At 69.3% G+C, this 21,094-nt stretch carries 2 protein-coding genes; both read right to left on the reverse strand.

Features of this window, described 5'->3' with window-relative positions; translation table 11 throughout:
- Nucleotides 1-34 precede the first annotated feature (34 nt).
- Nucleotides 35-18,976, reverse strand: a complete 18,942-nt coding sequence (locus POL72_RS48050; protein WP_506377487.1) for a hypothetical protein — start codon at nt 18,974-18,976, stop codon at nt 35-37.
- A gap of 275 nt (nt 18,977-19,251) precedes the next feature.
- A complete protein-coding gene (locus POL72_RS52415; protein WP_506377488.1) occupies nt 19,252-20,445 on the reverse strand; it encodes a hypothetical protein in 1,194 nt (397 codons plus the stop codon).
- Nucleotides 20,446-21,094 lie beyond the last annotated feature (649 nt).

A 21,094-nucleotide genomic window follows, 5' to 3' on the forward strand; every position in this document is an offset into this window, starting at 1 on the left:
GCGCCCGCGGAGGGGGGCTGACGCGGGCGCTAGCCTAACGGACGCACGTGCAGGCGGAGTGCTCGGTATCAGGCGTGTCCTTGTCCTGCTCGCCCGCCCTGTCGACGACTCGGGCGTCCATGCCGAGCTGCTGCAGGAGCTCGGTCACGAGCGCGATGGCCTCCTGCTTGTCCGCCTGCGTGCGCGGGGAGGACCATGCGTTGCTCTTCGCGACGAGCGTCCTCACCAGGGCGTCGATCGGCGGGGGGATGCTCTCGGCGTCGAGAGCAGGCGGCGCGGCGGTCGCTTGCGGGGCTCGCGGCCCCTGTGTCCCGTCGGAGGCGCCATCCACGGGGCGGTAAGCGCCGAGCTGGTTGGCCGGATCGTCATCCTCGCTGTCGTCCTCATCCTCGCTGTCGTCCTCGTCCTCGCTCTCGAACTCGGCATCATCCTCGTCCTCGCTGTCGGACTCGTCCTCATTCTCGCTGTCGGACTCGGCATCACCGCTGACCACGGCAGAGCTGGACGGGGCGCTCGGGAGAGGCGCCGGCGCCGCGCCGATCCGCGCGGCCGCAGCCGCGGCCGTTGCGTCCGGCCAGTCGGCCGGGTTGTCGACGCGCTCGAAGGTGAACAGGTAGCCGCGGCTCCTGCGCTCGGCGGCTTGCGGGTCAGCGTTGGAGACGCTGCGATCGTCGCGGTGCTGCCACTGCCCCGACGCTGCGTTGCGCGTGCTCGCGGTGTAATGACCCGCCGTCGTCGTCGCCCCGTGGTGATGGACGACCACGTTCAGGCGGTACCAGCGGCCGTTGACGCTCAGCCAATCGGGGACGTCGATCGCTCTGCCGTCCCTGTTCCCCGCGTTCCAGCGTTGCAGAGCAATCGTGATCGCCCGAGGCGTGTTGTTGACCGGTGCGACGACGATCTGCGTCGATGGAGTGCCGCGCACCGCTCGACCCCCGCGCATGGCGGTCGCCTCGACGGTGCTCGCGCTGAAATGGGCATTGAGCGCCTGCTGCAGCGTGCGGCTGCCGTGGATCGACGGGCTGAGCACGACGTCGGACGCCTGCCGGTTCCATACGGGGCTGTTGTCGAGCGAGGTGGGATCGCTCAGCGTGCCATGGTGCTCGTTGAGCGCCACCCCGGTCCAATCGGTTCGATTCGTCTGCGTCAGGGTCACGCCGGCGATATCGAGGTTCGCTGCATCAAAGAGGCGTCGGAAAAGGACCTCGCTGGGATCCTGCTGCGTCGTGGCGGACGTTCTGTCGAGCACCCTGGTGTCGGTGTTGCGCACTCTGGTGTTCGTCAGGAGCGTATCGAGGCGTGCCATCGTGTCCCTCCCGACGAGCGTGCCGGCCCGGATCTGGGTGAGGACCGCGTGCACCGCGGCGCGGAGCCGGGCGTCGTTGGTGCCAGGGTTGTCGCCTACGCGCGGCGCGAACAGATTGTAGTAGGCATCGGTGTGCGCGAGCATCGTGAGGCCGGCGGACAGGAAGCAGCTGTTGCCGATGTTCTCGACGCCCGTGTTGGTCACCTGTGGAGTCGGTGGTGTCCCGGAGGTCGACCCGTCTCCTGTCGAGCGGGTGAACGCCGCTTCGGGCGTGGCCTTGCGGCCGGCGTGGACGTAGCTGGTAAGGAGGTGCGCCGTGCCGTCGGGCTTCACGCGCGCGACGACCTTGGTCGCGCCGCTCCAGAGCACGACGTTGGTCGCGCCGGTCTCGTCGGTCCTTGCCTCGATGAGCCCGGCATTGCGGACGGCGTCGCGCGCGGTCGCGAGGTAACGCCGCATGCCCTCTGTCGGCGACATGCCCGTCGCCAGCTCCTCCGGCGTCAGGAAGTCGGCGCCGTGCTTGGCCGCGTGGTAGGCGGCGGTGCTCTCCGACTCGAAGCTCAGCCTGTCGGCCGCGTCCGCGAGCCGCGCCTTCAGCGTGTCGCCCTGGCCGAGCGTGGCGTCGCCCACGGCGCCGGCCTCCCGCGCCGCCTCCAGCTGCGCTTGCCAGCGACCCTCGATGTCTGCGCCGTTCATGTTGTCCTGCATCGAGGCGACGAAGAACTCGAAGCGCTCGACGAACTGGTCGAAGTTCGCGGCTCCCTCCAGCGCGAACGCGGCCGCCGGGCGGCGCAGATCCTGGCGCACGTCGGCGCCCACCAGGTCGTAGAGCCGGAGCAGCGCGTCGTGCCGCATCTGGCCCTCTTCGGCGAAGATCGGGAGCGACGTGGGGTCGTCGATGCCGCTGTCGCGGAGGAAGGGCACGACCTGATCGAGCTGCGGCTTGAAGCGCAGCCGCTCCTGGCCGCGGTGGGACCCGGACAGGTCCAGGGTGGCCTGGTCCCTGGAGGACCATGGGATCCCGTCGTTGAGGTTCTTGATGAGCATGAGCAGCTTGCCGAACCGCCCGCGGTCATGGAGCTCTCGCAGCCGCTCCGGGTGCAGCCTGACTTGCCCGCCCAGGTCGAGCTGGCCGCCCGTGTTCGTCAGCTCGATACCTGCCTCGTTGATGCGCTCCTCGGCGATGCCGAGGAAGCCGCTGCTCGCGCTGTCGAGCCCCTCCTCGAACCGCCACGGCTGCGGGCCGAGGTAGAAGCCGCCGTCGATCTGCGGCACGCCCGGCTGGCCGGTATCGGAGAAGCCGTTCTTCTTCTTGTCCCACCTGGACTGGCCGTCGCGGCTGCGCCAGCGGTAGACATGGTAGTGCGGCGCGTTGTGGCCTGGCTGGTTGTGATCGCTCATGTCCACGTCGATGATGACGTGCTCCGCGTCCTGCCCTTCCTCCGGCGGCGGCACCTTGGCGTGGATGCGGTATTGGTAGATCCGCCCGGTCGCGACATCGACCTTCATCTCCGGCGCGCCGAACGGATACCCCTCGGCGTCGTCTTTGGGGGTGTCGCGCCAGCGCGGCAGGAGGTCGCGCTCGTACGCGAGGCTCTCGTCGTCGAAGCGGCCGGCGATCTCGTCGGGGATGAGCTCGCGGATCGCCTTGGGAGAGAAGCGGAGATCCTCCATGAGCTCGATCAGCGCGTTCGGCGACTTCACGCGCGTGGAGTGCAGGAGCTGCGATTTGGCGAACAGCGGCCTCTCGTGCTCCTTCATTGACTCGAGGATGCTCTCGGCGTTGTCGCGCAGGGTGTGAAGGATCTCGGGCTCCAGCTTGTAGCCGCGCTGGTGGAACTTGAGCGCGCGGCCGAGGTTCCACGGCGCGCTGCGCAGGTGCTCGATAACCGCCCTCTGGCGTTCCTCGACGGGCGCGGGGGGGCCGGGGTCGGCGACGAAGCGCAGCCTGCCGAGGAGCACGTCCTCGATGCCGTTGAGCGGATCCTCCACGTGGCCGTGCTCGTCGACGTAAAGCGCGTTCATGCGGAAGTCGCGCTTCTGCGCGTCGGCCACGACGTCGAGCGGGCCCTGCACGCTGGTGTCGTCGGCGGTGGTGATGTCCACGGCGTCGTCGCCGTCGCCCAGCGTGATCAGGCGCCGCTCGGCGACGGTCTTGATGGGGATGGATCTGAACAAGGGGTCGTCGCTCAGCGCGGCCTCGAGCCGCGACATGGGCATGTTCGTCTTGAGATCGACGTCCCTGGGCTCATTGCCGGCTAGGACGTCGCGCACCGCGCCGCCGACGATGTAGACGTCATAGCCGGAGCTGCGGATGAGCGCGATCATGTCATGGACCCGGTGGGTGGTCCCGACGGGGGTATCGAGGAGGGAAGCGCCGACCGGCGGGCTCTGGGCGCCCTCGGCACGCGCCGGCGCCTCCTGGTTGAGGATCGCATGGGCCGTGAGCTCGCGGCCCACGAGCCGAGGGCGAAAATAGGTGTTGACCCCGTCGGTGTTGCGTCTGACGAACTCCAAGAACGCCGTCTCGCCGCGCCTGTCCGGGTCGATGCCGGCGAACCTCAAGAGCGGCCTCAGGATGCCGCCGTCGCTGGTGGCGAAATGAGGCACCGCGGGCGCGCCATCCTCGCTGGCGCGGTCGGAGAAGAAGGCGTCGGCGATCATGCTGCGGTCGGCGCTGCCCTTCTTCTCGCCGACCGAGCCGCTCGTGAGCTCATTGAATCCCCGGTTGTAATCCGCCATGGCGTCGCGCCGCTGGCGGTCGAGCCGGACGCCGCGCCAGGGGATCTCTCGACCATCGGAGGTGGTGAACGTGCGCCCGAGGATGTCGCCGTGCTCGAACAGCTCTCCGACGTTGACGTTGGTGAGGCGCAGGTCCGTGATGCTCTGGCCGTCGATGAGGCTGTCCAGCTGATCGCGGATGTGGCGCCAGGCGGGCGACAGCTCATCGGGCGACTTCAAGAGCACGCCGACCAGGTTGGTGTCGAGCACCAGCGAGGTGGAAGTGAGCGGTGGCGACAGCGACGGATCGGCCATGCGCTCGGCGTGGCGGACGAGCTGCTCGATGGTCGGGCGGATATCGCGGATCTTGCCCTTCTCCATGGCGCGCGCGAGCATGCCGGCGAACGCGCGCTCGCCGATGGTGCGATTGATGATGTCGAGCTCGCCGCGGGTGACCCAGCGCCCCTCACGGCCCTTCTTGGCGATCGAGCGAGGCGACTCCTCGCGGCGCGACGTGGGCGGGGGCGGGTCGCGCAGAGTGGCGAGATCGATGCCCGGCGTCGTCGCGAGCGGGCCGATGGCGCCCAGCGCCTCGGCGAAGTCGAAGGCGATCCTGCGCCTCTCGCCGTCCTTGTACGAATCGAGCACGTTGCGGAACGCCTGCGCCAGGTCCTCGCCCGTGCGGGAGCGGTTGAGTCCGCTGAGCAGGAACCTCGCGAGCGCCTCCGCACGGCTGTGCCCATAGGGCAGGAGCGTGGTGAGCGCGGCCTTCACCGCGGCGTCGTCGATGTGATTGAGCAGCGACGTTTGCAGGTCGCTGTAATGCGGCACGTCCCAGATCCAGCCGGGGATGGCCCTTTCGGCGTCGGTGGTGGGCTCGCGCCGCGCGAGCTTGGGCTTGGTCTCCACCTGGGTAGGGCCCATCTCCGGCAGCTCGTCGCCGAAGGCGCTGAAGAAATCGTCCATCACCGGTGGAGTCGCATCTCCGACCGTGCGCGGGTCGCCGTCCTCGGAGGGGCTATCGTCGTCCTCGGAGGAGCCGTCACCGTCCTCGGAGGAGCTGTCGCTCTCCTCGGAGGAGCTGTCGCTGTCCTTGGAGGAGCTGTCGCTGTCCTTGGAGGAACTGTCGCTCTCCTCGGAGTCGACCTCTCGGCCGATGGTCGAGCGGCCCTGATCCCGCTTGAGCGTGTCCAGGACGAACGCGGTGTGCGCTGCGAGGTGCTCCTGGAGCTCGGCGATGGGCAGATGGAGCAGGCTTGGGTTGAACGCCAGCCACTTCTCGACGATCTCCTCGGCCAGCCGCGCGGCCGCCGGCAGCGCGATGGGCAGCATGTCCAGGATCTGCGGGAGGAGCTCCGCGTCGATGGTATTGACGGCGAGGCTCGCGACCTCGATCAGGCGCTGCGGCGGGACGCGCTCCAGGAGGGCCTCGTACAGCCCGGAGGGGGTGAGATCGACCGTTCCGGCATCGAGCGTCCCCGGCGCCGCGGAGGGCTGGCCAGGGCTGGTGGGCTGGTCCTGCGCGGAGCTGCCCTGCGCCTGGGTCGACGCGTTCCCCCCACCGGGGGGCGCCGCCGCGGACCGTTTGAGCTCCTGGAGCTTCTGTTGCAAGAACCTCTCATCACTCATCCGGAAGCGATCCATCGGGCGGAACCTCAGCTGGTTCCTCCGGGGGTGATCGTGCAGCGCGAGCATGATGTGCGCGGCCTCCGGGGAGACTGTGCGAATCAGAGCGCTTGCGTCCGCTGGAGAGAGGTCGAAGGTGCTACGGACCCAGTTGCGCGCATTCTCGTTGTAACGGCGCCAGTCCCGGGGATCTTGGAAGGTGTCCTTGGTGATCGGCTGGGGTGGCTGGGGCGCGATCCCCCCCGAGCCGTTCGTGAGCGTTCCCGCGAGCTGGTTGCTCGGGTCCATGGGGTCTTGTGTGGTGCCGGACGGCCTGCCCGTTCCGAGGCGCGCCGGAGCGCGCTGCGGGGTGGAGGCGCCGTTGGCCACCGCATGGGGCGGGGGGTAGGTCCCGTGGGTGATCACCTCGAAGAGCTTCGGCATCTCTGCCTTCAGCACCCGGATGGGGAACGCCTGTCCCCAGGACTGGACAGGCACGATGAAGGCGTCGCCGTCGGCGGTGATCTCGCCATTGATCGCGAGGTGGTGCCGGCTCGTGGCGTCGCCCTCACCGAGCGGCGCGATGGTCGCGGGATCGCGAGGTGTCGTGGCGCCGTCGCGGTATGTCTCCGCCGCCCTCGACAGCGCAGCGCCGTTCGAGACGGTCACGATGGCAAACCCTGCCCGATCGGTGCGCCTGAGTGTCTCGTTGATGCGCGCGATGTCGTCCTCCGAGAAGCCGCCGCTCTTGACCTCGACGTCCGCCCCCAGCGCGGAGCTCACGAGCGTCGCGATCGAGTTCGCCGAGAGGAGCATGTCGCCTTCCGCCGCCACGACGCCGGGCTGCTTCGCGGCATCGGTCCGTTTCTCGTGCTGCGCGACGGCGCTCTTTCCGAGCAGCTCGACCAGGCCTCGGGCGAGCAGGTGGTCGAGCAGGTGGCGATCCAGCTGCTGCCGCTCCTGCGCTTTCGTCAGGCCGCTGCGCCTCGCCCCGGCCCGCTTGAGCCCGTTGACGAGCGGACGAGTCGGAGCCGGGCCGCTGGAGGACTGTATCTCTCCGGTCATCGCGCGCCGGACGAGGTCGAGATCCTCGCTGAGCGTCGCCTTACTGGGGCCCTGCTGCGCGCCGAGCTCGTGGGCCCCGGGGGCCTGAGCGAGCCGGCCGAGCAGCCGGCCGGTGAACAGCGCGACGACCAGGTGTGAGGTGGTGGCGAGATCGCCCTTCAGCACCGTGTAGAGGGCGCTCTGGAGGCCGCAGTTGCTGAAGGTGGACTGCGAGAGCGACGCGGGGTCCTCGATGAGCTCGCGCATTCTGTCGACGATCGCGCTGTCGACGTTCAGCGACTCGAGCAGGCCTGCCAGGCTGCCGGCGACCTGCTGCCTGACGCCGTCGCTCGCCGGGCCGGACCACGCCCGGCTCTGCTCGTCGAGCGCGTCAATCCGCTCGTCCAGCGTGCGCCCCTGCGCTCCTCGGCTCTGCGCGGCCTCGTCGGGGGCTCCGGTCGGCGCGGTGGACGGCGCCGCGCGCGGCTCGACGGGCTGGCTGCTCGCCGTCCGCCCTTCGTCGATGCCGGCGCCGACCTCTGGACGATAGGCGCCCAGCTCGGACGCGGGGTCCACGGGTGTCGCGGGCGCGGGCGCGGCGCGGCTCCCGGCGCGGCCGGTGTGCGCGTAGCTGGTGAGGAGGTGCGCCGTGCCGTCGTCCGCGACCCGCACGATGACCTTGGTCGCGCCGCTCCAGAGCACGACGTTGGTCGCGCCGGTGTCGTCGATCCTCGCCTCGATGACGCTCGCCGCGCGGACGGCCTCGCGCGCTGTCTCGAGGTAGCGTTCAACGCGCTCCGCCGGCGACAGGCGCGCCAGCTCCTCCGGCGTCAGGAAATCGGCGCCGTGCTTGGCCGCGTGGTAGGCGGCGGTGCTCGCCGACTCGAAGCTCAGATCGTCGGCCGCGTTCGTGAGCTTCTCCCGCAGATCGCGGCCCTCGCCGAGCGTGACGTCGCCCACGGCGTCTGCGTCCTCTGCCGCCTCCAGCTGCTCTTGCCAGCGCTCCTCGATGTCGACGGCGTCGAGGGTGTCCTGCATCGAGGTGACATAGAACTCGAAGCGCTCGACGAACTCGTTGAAGCTCGCTGCGCCGTCGAGCGCGAACGTGGCCGCCGGGCGGCGCAGGTCATGGCGCACGTCGGCGCTCACCAGGTCATAGAGCCGGAGCAGCGCGTCGTGCCGCATCTGCCCCTCTTCGGCGAAGATCGGGATGGACGTGGGGTCGTCGATGCCGCTGTCGCGGAGGAAGGGCACGACCTGATCGAGCTGCGGCTTGAAGCGCAGCCGCTCCTGGCCGCGGTGGGACCCGGACAGGTCCAGGGTGGCCTGGTCCCTGGAGGACCATGGGATCCCGTCGTTGAGGTTCTTGACGAGCATGAGCAGCTTGCCGAACTGCCCGTGGTCGTGGAGCTCTCCGAGCCGCCTGGGGTGCAGCTTGACCTGGCCCCCCAGATCGAGCTGGTCGGGGGTCCTCGTGAGCGCGATACCTGCCTCGTTGATGCGCTCCTCGGCGATGTCGAGGAAGTCGCTGCTCGCGCTGTCGAGCCCCTCCTCGAACCGCCACGGCTGCGGGCCGAGGTAAACCCCGCGGTCGATCAGCGGCATGCCCGGCTGGCCGGTATCGGAGAGGCCGTTCTTCTTCTTGTCCCACCTGGACAGGCCGTCGCGGCTGCGCCAGCGGTAGACGTGGTAGTGCGGCGCGTTGTGGCCTGGCTGGTTGTGATCGCTCATGTCCACGTCGATGATGACGTGCTCGCCCTCCTGGCCTTCCTGCAGCGGCGGCGTCTTGGCGTGGATGCGGTATTGGTAGATCCGCCCGGTCGCGACATCGATCTTCATCTCCGGCGCGGCCAGCGGATACCCCGAGGCGTCGTCGTCAGGGGTCTCGCGCCAGCGCGGCAGGAGGTCGCGCTCGTACGCGAGGCTCTCGTCGTCGAAGCGGCCGGCGATCTCGTCGGGGATGAGCTCGCGGATCGCGCCGGGAGAGAAGCGGAGATCCTCCATGAGCTCGATCAGCGCGTCCGGCGACTTTACGCGTGTGGAGCGCAGGAGCAGCGACTTGGCGAGCAGGGGCGCCTCGCGCTCCTTCATGGCCGAGAGGATGCTCTCGGCGTTGTCGCGCATGGCGTGGAGGATCTCGGGCTCCAGCTTGTAGCCGCGCTGGTGGAACTTGAGCGCGCGGCCGAGGTTCCACGGCGCGCTGCGCAGGTGCTCGACGACCGCCCTCTGGCGCTCCTCGACGGGCGCGGGGGGGCCGGGGTCGGCGACGAAGCGCAGCCTTCCGAGGAGCTGATCCTCGATGCCGTTGAGCGGATCCTCCACCTGGCCGTACTCGTTGAGGTAGAGGGCGTTCATGCGGAAGTCGCGCTTCTGCGCGTCGGCCATGACGTCGAGCGGACCCTGCACGCTGGTGTCGTCGGCGGTGGTGATGTCCACGGCGTCGTCGCCGTTGCCCAACGTGATCAGGCGCAGCTGGGGGACCGTGTTGATGGAGAGGGACGTGAACGCCGAGTCGTTGCTGAGCAGGGCCTCGAGCTTCGACATGGGCATGTTGGTCTTGAGATCGACGTCCTTGGGCTCATTGCCGGCGAGGGCGTCGCGCACCGCGCCGCCGACGATGTAGACGTCGTAGCCGGAGCTGCGGATGAGATCGAACAGGTCACTGACCCGGTGGGTGGTCCCGACCGGCGTGTCGAGGAGCGCAGCGCCGATGGCCGGGCTCTGGGCCGCCGCGGCGCCCTCGGCGCGCGCCGGCGTCTCCGGGTTGAGGATCGCATGGGCCTTGATCTCGCGGTCCACGAGCTGCGGGCGGAAATAGGTGTTGACCCCATCGGTGTTGTCTCTGACGAAGTCCCTGAACGCCGTCTCGCCGCGCCTCGCCGCGTCGATGCCGGCGAAGCCGAGGAGCGGCGTCAAGATGCCGTGATCGCTGGTGGCGAAATGAGGCACCGCGGGCGCGCCGCCCGCGCTGGCACGCGTGGAGAAGAACGCGTCGGCGATCATGCTGCGGTCGGCGCTGCCCTTCCTCTCGCCGACCGAGCGGTCCGTGAGCGCGTCGAACCCCTGATCGTAATCGGCCGCGCGGCCGCGCCGGTCGCCGTCGACCTGGACGCCGCGCCAGGGGATCTCTCGACCATCGGAGGTGGTGAACGTACGACCGATGATGTCGCCGTGCTGGTAGAGCTCTCCGACGTTGACGTTGGTGAGGCGCAGGTCCGTGATGCGCTGGTCGCGGATGAGGTCGTCCAGCTGATCGCGGATGTGACGCCAGGCGGGCGACAGGTCGTCGTACGGCGTCAACAGGGCGCCGACCAGGTTGGAGTCGACCACCAGCGAGGTCGACGTGAGCGGCGGCGAGAGCGCCGGGTCGGCCATGTGCTCGGCGTGGCGGACCAGGTGCTCGATGATCGCGCGGGTGTCGGCGAGCTTGGCCTTGTCCATGGCGCGCGCGAGCATGCCGGCGAACGCGCGCTCACCGATGGTGCGATTGATGATGTCGAGCTCGCCGCGGGTGACCCAGCGCCCCTCACGGCCCCTCTTGGCGACCGAGCGAGGCGGCTCCTCGCGGCGCGACGTGGGCGGGGGCGGGTCGCGCAGGGCAGCGAGATCGATGCCTGGCGTCGTCGCGAGCGAGTCGATGGCGCCCAGCGCCTCGGCGACGTCGAAAACGATCTTGCGCCTCTCGCCGTCCTTGTACGAGTCGAGCACGTTGCGGAACGCCTGCGCCAGCTCCTCGCCCGTGCGGGAGCGGTTGAGTCCGCTGAGCAGGAACCTCGCGAGCGACTCCGCACGGCTGTGCCCATAGGGCAGGAGCGTGGTGAGCGCGTCCTGCACCGCGCCGTCGTCGATGTGAGCGAGCAGCGAGGTTTGCAGGTCGCTGTAGTGCGGCACCTCCCAGATCCAGCCGGGGATGGCCCTTTCGGCGTCGGTGACGGGCGCGCGCCGCACGAAGGCGGGCGATTGCCTCTGTGGCTCATCGCCCACTTCCGGCAGCTCCTCGCCCCAGTCGGCGAACGGATTCTCCTCCTCGGTCGCCGCGAGCGGGGTCGCATCGACGTGCGGTTCGGCCTCGCTGCTCGTATCCGATGACGTCTCTCGCGCCTCACCCTCGATCCCCTCCCGCGGGGGAGGTGTCCCCTCATGGTGGCTCGACACTGCGGCGGGAGGCGCCTCGTCCGTGGAGCCGGCGTCGGAGCTGCTGTCCTCTTCGGCATCGATGTTTCGGCCGATCGTACGGCGGCCCTTGTCCCGTTCGAGCGTGCCCAGAACGAGCTCGGTGTGCGCTGCGAGGTGCTCCTTCAGGTCGCCGGCGGGCAGGTCGAGCAAGCTGGGGTTGAAGGCCAGCCACTTCTCGACGATCTCCTCGGCCAGCCGCGCGGCAGGCTGCAGGCCGATGGGCAATAGATCCAGGATCGACGGGAGGAGCTGGGTGTCGATGGCCTCGACGACGAGGCCCGCCACCTCGTCCAACCGCTCGTTCGGGACGCTCTCCACGAGGGCGTCGTACAGCCCTGACGGCGTGAGCTCGACCGTCGCGGGATCGATTCTACCCGGCGCCCCGCCGGCGCTGCCAGGGCTGGTGGGCTGGTTCTGCGCGGGGCTGCCCTGCGCCTGGGCCAGCGCGTTCCCCCCGACGGCGGGCGCCGCCGCGGGCTGGGCCAGCGCGTTCCCCCCGACAACGGGCGCCGCCGCGGGCTGGTTGAGCTCTTGGAGCTTCTGTCGCAAGAACGTCGTGTTCCACATCCGGAAGCGATCCATCGGGCGGAACGTCAGCTGGTCCCTCCCGGGGTGATCGTACAGCGCGAGGATGAGGTGCGCGGCTTCCGGGGAGACCCTTCGAATCAGAGCGCTTGCGTCCGCTGGAGAGAGGTCGAAGGCGCTACGGACCCAGTTGCGCGCATTCTCGTTGTAACGGCGCCAGTCCCGGGGATCTCGGAAGGTCTCCCTGGTGATCGGCTCGGGTGGCTGGGGCGCGATCCTCCCCGAGCCGTTCCTGAGCATTCCCGCGAGCTCGTCGCGCGGGTCCATGGGGTCCTGTGTGGTGCCGGACGGCGCGCCCGTTTCGAGGCGCGCCGGAGCGCGCTGCTGGGTGGAGGCGCCATTGGCCGGCGCGTGCGGCGGGGGATAGGTCCCGTGGGTGATCACCTCGAAGAGCTTCGGCATCTCTGCCTTCAGCACCCGGATGGGGAACGCCTGCCCCCACGACTGGACGGGCACGATGAAGGCGTCGCCGTCGGCGGTGATCTCGCCGTCGATCGCGGCGTGGTGCCGGCTCGTGGCTTCGCCTTCGCCGGGCGGCGCGACGCGCGCGGGATCGTGCGATGTCGTGGCGCCGTCGCGGTGCTTCTTCGCCGCTTCCCAGAGCGCCTTGCCATTGGAGACCGTCGCGACGGCAAACCCAGCTCGATCCGTGCGCTTCAGCGCCTCGTTGATGCGGGTGATGTCGTCCCCCGAGAAGCCGCCGCTCTTGATCTCGACGTCCGCCCCGAGCGCGTCGCTCATGAGGTCTGCGATCGAGTTCGCCGAGAGGAGCAGGTCGCCCTCCACCGCCACGACGCCGGGCTGCTTCGCGGCGTCGGTCCGCTTCTCGTGCTGCGCGACGGCGCTCTTCCCGAGCAGCTCGACCAGACCTCGGGCGAGCAGATGGTCGAGGAGGTGTCGATCCAGTCGCTGCCGATCGTTCGCATTCATCAGGCCGTCGCGCTTCGCTCTGGCGGTCTTGAGCCCGTTGACGAGCGGACGAGTCGGAGCCGGACCGAGGGCGCGCGGGATCTCTCCTGTCATCACGCGCCGGAGGATGTCCAGGTCCTCGCTGAGCGCCGCCTTGCCAGGGCCCTGCTGCGCGCCGAGCTCGTGGGCCCCGGGGGCCTGAGCGAGCCGGCCGAGCAGCCGACCGGTGAACAGCGCGACGACCAGGTGCGAGGCCGTGGCGAGATCGCCCTTCAGCACCGTGTAGAGGGCGCTCTGGAGGCCGCAGTTGCTGAAGGTGGACTGCGCGAGCGACGCGGGGTCCTCAATGAGCTCGCGCAGCCTGTCGACGATCGCGCTGTCGACGTTCTGCGACCCAAGCAGGCCTGCCAGGCTGACCGCTGCCTGTCGCCTGACACCGTCGCTCGCCGGGCCGGACCACGCGCTGCTCTGCTCGTCCAGTGAGGCGAGCAGCTCGTCGAGCGACCGGCCTTGATCCGGTGTGCTCGGTTGGACCTGGGCGCTGCTCGTGGTCTTGGGGGGGCGCGTCGGCGAATTGGCTATCCCATCTCCGCTGCTCGAAGCGGGGTTGTACCCCGCCGGCTCGTCCGCCGGCGCCAGCATGCCCGGCGGCCGGCTGCGGGGCCCGACGAGCTCGTTGAGGGCATCTTTGCCCTTGTTCGCGAGGTCTTGCTCGAAGCTGTCAGCGCGGTTCTTGAGGGTGTTGGCCCAGTCGCTTCCGAGCTTGGCGAGGTCGACGGTGCGAGCGTTCTTGGTGCTCTCGTCGCCGATCTTGTCCTGCTTGAGGCCGCCGACGCTGGAGATGGGGTTTGCGGTCTTCTCGGTGGAGCGCCAGTTGTGGACGTAGCCGACGGTGCTGGGGGCGTTGGGTCCGGTGGTCTCGATGCCGATCTGGAGGGCGCCCTGCCTGCCGGGCCTGGGCGGGCGGTAGCCGATGAACATGTGGCCATGGGCGCCGTCGGGCAGGATGACGTCGCCGTTGAAGTCCTTGAGGCCGAGGCCGCCGACGGCGAGGTTGATGCCGTAGAGCTCCGTGTCGTCGAGCTTGGCCAGGATGGCGGCGGAGTGTCCGCCCTGCTCCTTGAACTTGCCGTCGCCGAGGGCGATGTGGTGGGTGCCGAAGGCGCGCTTGAAGACGCCCCTGGCGGGGTTTCCGTTGCTGTCGGTGATGCCCAGGAGCTCGGTGAGGGCGTAAGGAGCGCTGCCTGCGGGGATCTGGACGTTGACGCGGCCGCCGTGGGAGAGGAGCTTTGCGACGGGCACGTCCTGGAGCGGGACATGGCTCTTTGCGCTGTCGTCGTAGATCTCGGCGCCTTCCTGGAGGAGGTGGAAGACGTTTTTGAGGACCTCGAGGGACTGGCGATGCCTGCCGACGACCTCTTCCTTGGAGAGCGTCCCTTGTGGCCGGAAGAGCCTCTTGTTCGGGTCAGGGACGGCGCCCTGGGCGATGGCGGTGTCCGCGTCGTCGTTGGGGTCGGTGTGCTCGAGGGTCCTGGACCAGTCATCGACGATGCCCTGGTCGATGAGCTGCTGGAGCTCGGCTTTCCTCTCGAGGTCGGTCGTGTGCCGGGCCTCCATGGACAGGGCCAGCGCAGCGGGCGGGGTGCCCTCGAAGCGCTTGCCGCCGTCGCCGCCGTTCATCTGGCGCGAGACGTAGCTTGCGAGGACGACCTTGCTGGCCTTGTGGAGCTGGTGGAAGCCGCGGAAGCGCTCTGGGTTATCGTTTGGGTCGCTCGACAGGTACTTCTCGATGTCGGCGTGCGTGAGCATGCCGGAGGCGTTGAGCCATGCCTGCCCCTGGGTGGTGGAGGAGAGCTGCTGGAAGGCGCTCCACTCGGCGTCGCTGAGCAGCGGCCCTTTGGGAAACCTCTTTCCTATCTGTTCCTTGGCGTTCGCAGGATCGCGCGGGAAGCCGCCGCTGGTCAGCGGCCCAGTGATCGCCGGGACGCCGCGCTTGGCACTCTCGCGGCTCATGAAGCCGGTGTCTGTGCGCCAGAGGGTCTTCTTGACGGCCTTGTCGACGATCCAGGTGACCTGCTCGATGGGGGTGGACGCGGCAGGATCGGGCGCGCTCTCCGACGGCGGCTCCGGCTCCTCCTCGAACGGGTCGGTCTGCGGCTGCGGGTCGGCGGCCGTATCCCCGCTGTTCGAGGCGGGGTTGTACCCTGCCAGCATGTCCTCCGGGGCATCTCTGGGCGGCCCGCGGCGCGTGCTGCCCTGCGCCGGCTGCTCGGGTGCCTGGAGCTCTTGCGGCGGCTGGCTGCGGGGCCCGACGAGCTCGTTGAGGGCATCTTTGCCCTTGTTCGCGAGGTCTTGCTCGAAGCTGTCAGCGCGGTTCTTGAGGGTGTTGGCCCAGTCGCTTCCGAGCTTGCCGAGGTCGACGGTGCGCGCGTTCTTGGTGCTCTCGTCGCCGATCTTGTCCTGCTTGAGGCCGCCAACGCTGGAGATGGGGTTTGCGGTCTTCTCGGTGGAGCGCCAGTTGTGGACGTAGCCGACGGTGCTGGGGGCGTTGGGCCCGGTGGTCTCGATGCCGATCTGAAGGGCGCCTTGCCTGCCGGGCCTGGGCGGGCGGTAGCCGATGAACATGTGGCCATGGGCGCCGTCGGGCAGGATGACGTCGCCGTTGAAGTCCTTGAGGCCGAGGCCGCCGACGGCGAGGTTGATGCCGTAGAGCTCCGTGTCGTCGAGCTTGGCCAGGATGGCGGCGGAGTGTCCGCCCTGCTCCTTGAACTTGCCGTCGCCGAGGGCGATGTGGTGGGTGCCGAAGGCGCGCTTGAAGACGCCCCTGGCGGGGTTTCCGTTGCTGTCGGTGATGCCCAGGAGCTCGGTGAGGGCGTAAGGAGCGCTGCCTGCGGGGATCTGGACGTTGACGCGGCCGCCGTGGGAGAGGAGCTTTGCGACGGGCACGTCCTGGAGCGGGACATGGCTCTTTGCGCTGTCATCGTAGATCTCGGCGCCTTCCTGGAGGAGGTGGAAGACGTTCTTGAGGACCTCGAGGGACTGGCGATGCCTGCCGACGACCTCTTCCTTGGAAAGGGTTGTTTGCGGTCGGAAGAGCCTCTTGTTCGGTTCCGGGACGGCGCCCTGCCCGATGGCAGTGTCCGCGTCGTCGTTAGGGTCGGTGTGCTCGAGGGTCCTGGACCACTCGTCGACGATGCCTTGATCGATGAGCTGCTGGAGCGCAGCTTTCCTCGTCGGGTCGGTCGTGTGCCGCGCTTCCATGGACAGGGCCAGCGCAGCGGGCGGGGTGCCCTCGAAGCGCTTGCCGCCGTCGCCGCTGTTCATCTGGCGCGAGACGTAGCTGGCGAGGACGACCTTGCTGGCCTTATGGAGCTGGTGGAAGCCGCGGAAGCGCTCGGGGTTATCGTTTGCGTCGCTCGACAGGTACTTCTCGATGTCGGCGAGCGTGAGCATGCCAGAGGCGTTGAGCCATGCCTGTCCCTGGGGGGTGGAGGAGAGCTGCTGGAAGGCGCTCCACTCGGCGTCGCTGAGCAGCGGCCCTTTGGGGAAGCGGCCTCCGAGCTGCTCCTTGGCCTGCGCGGGATCGCGCGGGAAGCCGCCGCTGGTCAGCGGCCCAGTGATCGCGGGGACGCCGCGCTTGGCACTCTCGCGGCTCATGAAGCCGGTGTCGGTGCGCCAGAGGGTCTTCCTGACGGCCTTGTCGACGATCCAGGTGACCTGCTCGATGGGGGTGGACGCGGCAGGATCGGGCGCGCTCTCCGACGGCGGCTCCTGCTCCTCCTCGATCGGGTCGGTCGGCGCCTGCGGGTCGGCGGCCGTATCCCCGCTGTTCGAGGCGGGGTTGTACGCTGCCAGCGTGTCTGCCAGCGACTCCTGGATTCCATGGCGTGAAGGTGACGGCGCGGGCGGCGGAAGGCCCGCGTCCGCATGCAGCGCGGGAGGCTGTGGCTGCGCGAGCCCTTGACCCTTCTCTCCGTACGACGAGAGCGTCTGTTCGTACGGGGGCGTTTTACCGGACACTTGAGCGGAGGCGTCGAGCGACGGCGCAGGCGGCGGGAGGGAGATCCCGTGGGTGATCGCCGCGAAAACCTTTGGCACGTCCTCCTTCTTCACCCGTACGGGGAACGTGCGCCCCCAGGACTGGATCGGCACGATGAAGGAGTCGCCCTGATCGGTGATCGGGCCGTCGATCGGGGCATGGTGTGGCGCGATCGTGGCCACCTCGCCGAGCGGCGCGACGTTCCCCGGAGCGTCAGGGGTCGTGGAGCTGGCCTCATGGTTCTTCGCTGCGTTCCAGAGCGCCTCGCCGTCGATCACGGTGGCGATCGCAAACCCTCCCTGATCCGTCCTCCGAAGGGTCTCCTTGACGCGATCGACGTCGTAACCCGAGGGAGAGCTGGCGGTCATGACGGCGGTGTTCGCCCCGAGCGCCGAGCTGAAGATGCTCGCGACCGAGTTCGCCGACGCCAGCAGGTCGCCCTGCGCCGTGGAGACGCCGGGCTGATTTGCGGCGTCGGATCGCTCCTCGAGCTTCGCGAGCGCGTCCTGTCCGAACATCTCACCGAGGCCGCGGGCGAGCAGGTGGTCGAGGAGGAGGCGATCCAGCGCCTCTCGGTCCTTGACCTTCGTCAGGCTGTCGCTCTTGGCCTTGGCGGTTTTGAGGCCGTTGACGAGGGGCCTCGTGGGCGTCGGGCCGAGGGCCTGGGGGACAACCCCGGTCATCACGCCCCGGAGGAGGTCCAGGTCGTCGCTGAGCCTCCCTTTGCCCGAGCCCTGCTGCGCGAAGGCCTTTGCCCCTGGGGCGATCGCGAAGCGGCCGAGCGGCTTGCCCGTGAAGATCGCCGCGACCAGGTGGGCGGTGGTGGCGAGGTCGTTCTTCAGCGTCGGGTAGAGGATGCTGGTGAGCGCGCAATTGGTGAAGGCAGACTGCGAGAGCGATGCCGGGTTCTCGATGAGCTCGCGCAGCCTGTCGATGATCGAGGGGCTCACGTTCTGCTGCTGGAGCAGCCCGGTCAGGAGCTGGTTGGCCTTCTGCTTGTTCTTGTCGGTGGCCGGGTGCGACCATGTGCGGCTCTGCTCCTCGAGCTCGTCGAGCAGCTCGTCGAGCGTTTTCCCTTGGCTGTGGGCGCTCGGATCGACCTGGGCAGTGCCTTTGGCGGTTGTCGGAGCGGGGGAGGGGCTCGCGCCCGGCGCGGCGGCTCCGGCGAGCATATCGCCCGAGCGGCCCACGCCGCCGTCCTGGAGCTCTTGAGGCGGCTGGGTGCGGGGGCCGAGGAGCTCGTGGAGCGCGTCTTTGCCCTTCTCCGCCAGGTCTCGCTCGAACCTGTCGGCGCGGTCCTTGAGGGTCTTGGCCCAGTTGCCGCCGAGCTTGCCGAGGTCGACGGTGCGTGCGTTCTTGGTGCTCTCGTCGCCGATCTTGTCCTGCTTGAGGCCGCCGACGCTGGAGATGGGGTTGGCGGTCTTCTCGGTGGAGCGCCAGTTGTGGGGGTAGGCGACGGTGCTGGGCGCCCCAGGGCCGGTTGTCTCCATGCCGATCTGGAGCGCGCCGGGCCTGCCCGGCTTGGGCGGGCGGTAGCCGATGAACATGTGGCCGTGGGCGCCGTCGGGCAGGATGACGTCGCCGTTGAAGTCCTTGAGGCCGAGGCCGCCGACGGCGAGGTTGATGCCGTAAAGCTCGGTGTCGTCGAACTTGGTTCGGAGGGCGGCGAGCTGGCCGCCCTGCTCCTTGAACTTGCCATCTCCGAGGGAGACGTGGTGGGTCCCGACGAAGCGCTTGAACACGCCGGCCGCGGGGTTGCCGTTCTTGTCGGTGATGCCGAGGTGCTCTGTGAGCGCGTACGGAGCGCTGCCGGCGGGGATCTGGACGTTGACGCGGCCGCCGTGGGACAGGAGCTTGGCGACGGGCACGTCCTGGAGCGGGACATGGCTCTTGGCGGTGCCGTCGTAGATCTCGGCACCTTCCTGGAGCAGGTGGAAGATGTTCTTGAGCACCTCGAGCGACTGCCCGTGGCGCTTGACGACCTCGTCCTTCGAGAGCTTCTTGCCCTTCGTGAAGGTCAGGGTATTGAGGAGCGTCTTCGGAGCCAGCACGGCGCCCTGGTTGATGGCGGTGGTCGCATCGTCGTTGGGCTCTGTGTGCTCGAGGGTCTTCGACCACTCGTCGATGATGCCCTGGTCGATGAGCCTGTTGAGCTCGTCTCGCCTGGCCGCGTCGGTCGTGTGCCTGGCCTCCATGGACAGGGCCAACGCCGCCGGCGGGGTGCCCTCGAAGCGCTTGCCGGGCTCGCCGCTGTTCATCTGGCGCGAGACGTAGCTTGCGAGCACGACCTTGCTCGCCTTGTGGAGCTTGTGGAAGCCGCGGAACCGCTCGGGGTTGTCGCTCGGGTCGCTCGACAGGTACTTCTCGACCTGCTCGTGGGTGAGCATGCCCGAGGCGTTGAGCCAGCTCTGTCCCTGGGGGGTGGAGGAGAGCTGCGTGAAGGCGCTCCACTCGGCGTCGCTGAGCAGCGGTCCTCTGGGGAAGCGCCCTCCGAGCTGCTCCTTGGCCGTCGTGGGATCGGGGGGGAAGCCGCTGGCGCTCAGCTGGCCTTGGATCGCGGAGAGACCGTGCTTGGCCTGGTCACGGCTCATGAAGCCCGTGTCGGTCCGCCAGATGGTGTTCTTGACGGCCTTGTCGACGATCCAGGTCACCTGCTCGACGGGCGTGGATGTCTCCGGATCCGGCGCTCGTTCCGACGGCGGCTCCTGCTCTTCCTCGATCTCGTCGAGCTGCGCTTGCGGGTCGGCTGCGTCATCCCCGCTGTCCAGAGCGGGGTTGTACCCTGCCAGCAGGTCCGCCGGGGTATCCGCGGGGGACTCACCACGAGGCGCGCGGGCGTGCTGTCCGCCTTCAGGCGTCAGCGGTGTTAAAGACGGAACCTCGCGGCCGGACTGAGGCCGTTGGGATGGTCCGAAGCGATCTCCGTTGTCGTCTTCCGAGTCGTCGTCCTCGGAGTCGTCGTCGCGTTGGCCCTCGGAGTCGTCGTCGCGTTCACCCTCGGAGTCGTCGTCGCGTTCGTCCTCGGCGTCGTCTTCCGAGTCGTCGTCCTCGGAGTCGTCGTCGCGTTGGCCCTCGGAGTCGTCGTCGCGTTGGCCCTCGGAGTCGTCGTCGCGCTGGCCCTTGGCGTCGTCGTCGCGTTCGTCCTCGGCGTCGTCTTCCGAGTCGTCGTCCTCGGAGTCGTCGTCGCGTTGGCCCTCGGAGTCGTCGTCGCGTTGGCCCTCGGAGTCGTCGTCGCGTTGGCCCTTGGCGTCGTCGTCGCGTTGGCCCTTGGCGTCGTCGTCGCGTTGGCCCTTGGCGTCGTCGTCGCGTTCGTCCTCGGCGTCGTCTTCCGAGTCGTCGTCGCGTTGGCCCTCGGCGTCGTCGTCGCGTTGGCCCTCGGAGTCGTCGTCGCGTTGGCCCTCGGCGTCGTCGTCGCGTTGGCCCTCGGCGTCGTCTTCCGAGTCGTCGTCCTCGGAGTCGTCTTCCGAGTCGTCGTCCTCGGAGTCGTCGTCCTCGGAGTCGTCGTCGCGTTGGCCCTCGGAGTCGTCGTCGCGTTGGCCCTCGGAGTCGTCGTCGCGTTGGCCCTCGGCGTCGTCGTCGCGTTGGCCCTCGGCGTCGTCGTCGCGTTCACCCTCGGCGTCGTCGTCGCGTTCGTCCTCGGCGTCGTCCTCGGAGTCGTCGTCCTCGGAGTCGTCGTCGCGTTGGCCCTCGGAGTCGTCGTCGCGTTGGCCCTCGGAGTCGTCGTCGCGTTGGCCCTCGGAGTCGTCGTCGCGTTGGCCCTCGGAGTCGTCGTCGCGTTCACCCTCGGCGTCGTCGTCGCGTTCGTCCTCGGCGTCGTCTTCCGAGTCGTCGTCCTCGGAGTCGTCGTCCTCGGAGTCGTCGTCGCGTTGGCCCTCGGCGTCGTCGTCGCGTTGGCCCTCGGCGTCGTCGTCGCGTTCACCCTCGGCGTCGTCTTCCGAGTCGTCGTCCTCGGAGTCGTCGTCGCGTTCGCCCTCGGAGTCGTCGTGCTCCGAGTCCGTATCGCTGTGGTCCTCGTCGCCGTCGTCACTGCTCTGGTCCTCGTCGCCCGCGTCCGGTGCATTGTCTCGGAAGAACTCCGCGCCGACCTCCTCGACGCTGCCGTCACCGCGCGACGGCAGCGTTCCCGGGCTCAGGGTCGCGGAGGCTGCCGCGGAACCCTGTGCGCTGGCCGCGGGCGACCCGACCGGCGCCTTCGTCCCGGTGGTGATGGGCGTGGCCTGGCTGCCGGGGCCCCGCACGGGCGGCTGCGATGTCGTCTCCGGCAGGCGCGAGCCGGGGCTCTCCGGCGCCTTTCCTGGAGCGCTTTGCGTCGTTCCAGCTTCCAAGCCAGGACTCGAGGCCTCTGGCGTCTTGGCCGTCATCTGCTCCGGCGCGTCACCGGGCATCTCGCGGGGCTCGTTGCCCTTGGGGGCTTGCTCGACCCCTCGCGGCCGCTGATCCGAGCCGCCCTGCCCGGGATCCTGGGCGCCTCGCTCCGGGTCGGACGCGGCGTCACCCGGCGGATCGCGGCGATCGCCGCCCCGCGAACCTCGCTCGGAGCGATCCGACCCATCGGACGACTCGTCGGACGAGTCGTCGGACGGCTCGACGGACGACTCGTCGGACGGCTCGACGGAGGCGCGCGGCGCGGTACCCAGGGTGTCCTCCTCCGGAATATCACGCGGGCCGACGAGGTTCTTGATCGCCTCTGTCGGGTTCTCCGTCACGTC

It is taken from the genome of Sorangium aterium (genome assembly GCF_028368935.1).
Taxonomy (GTDB): domain Bacteria; phylum Myxococcota_A; class Polyangia; order Polyangiales; family Polyangiaceae; genus Sorangium; species Sorangium atrum.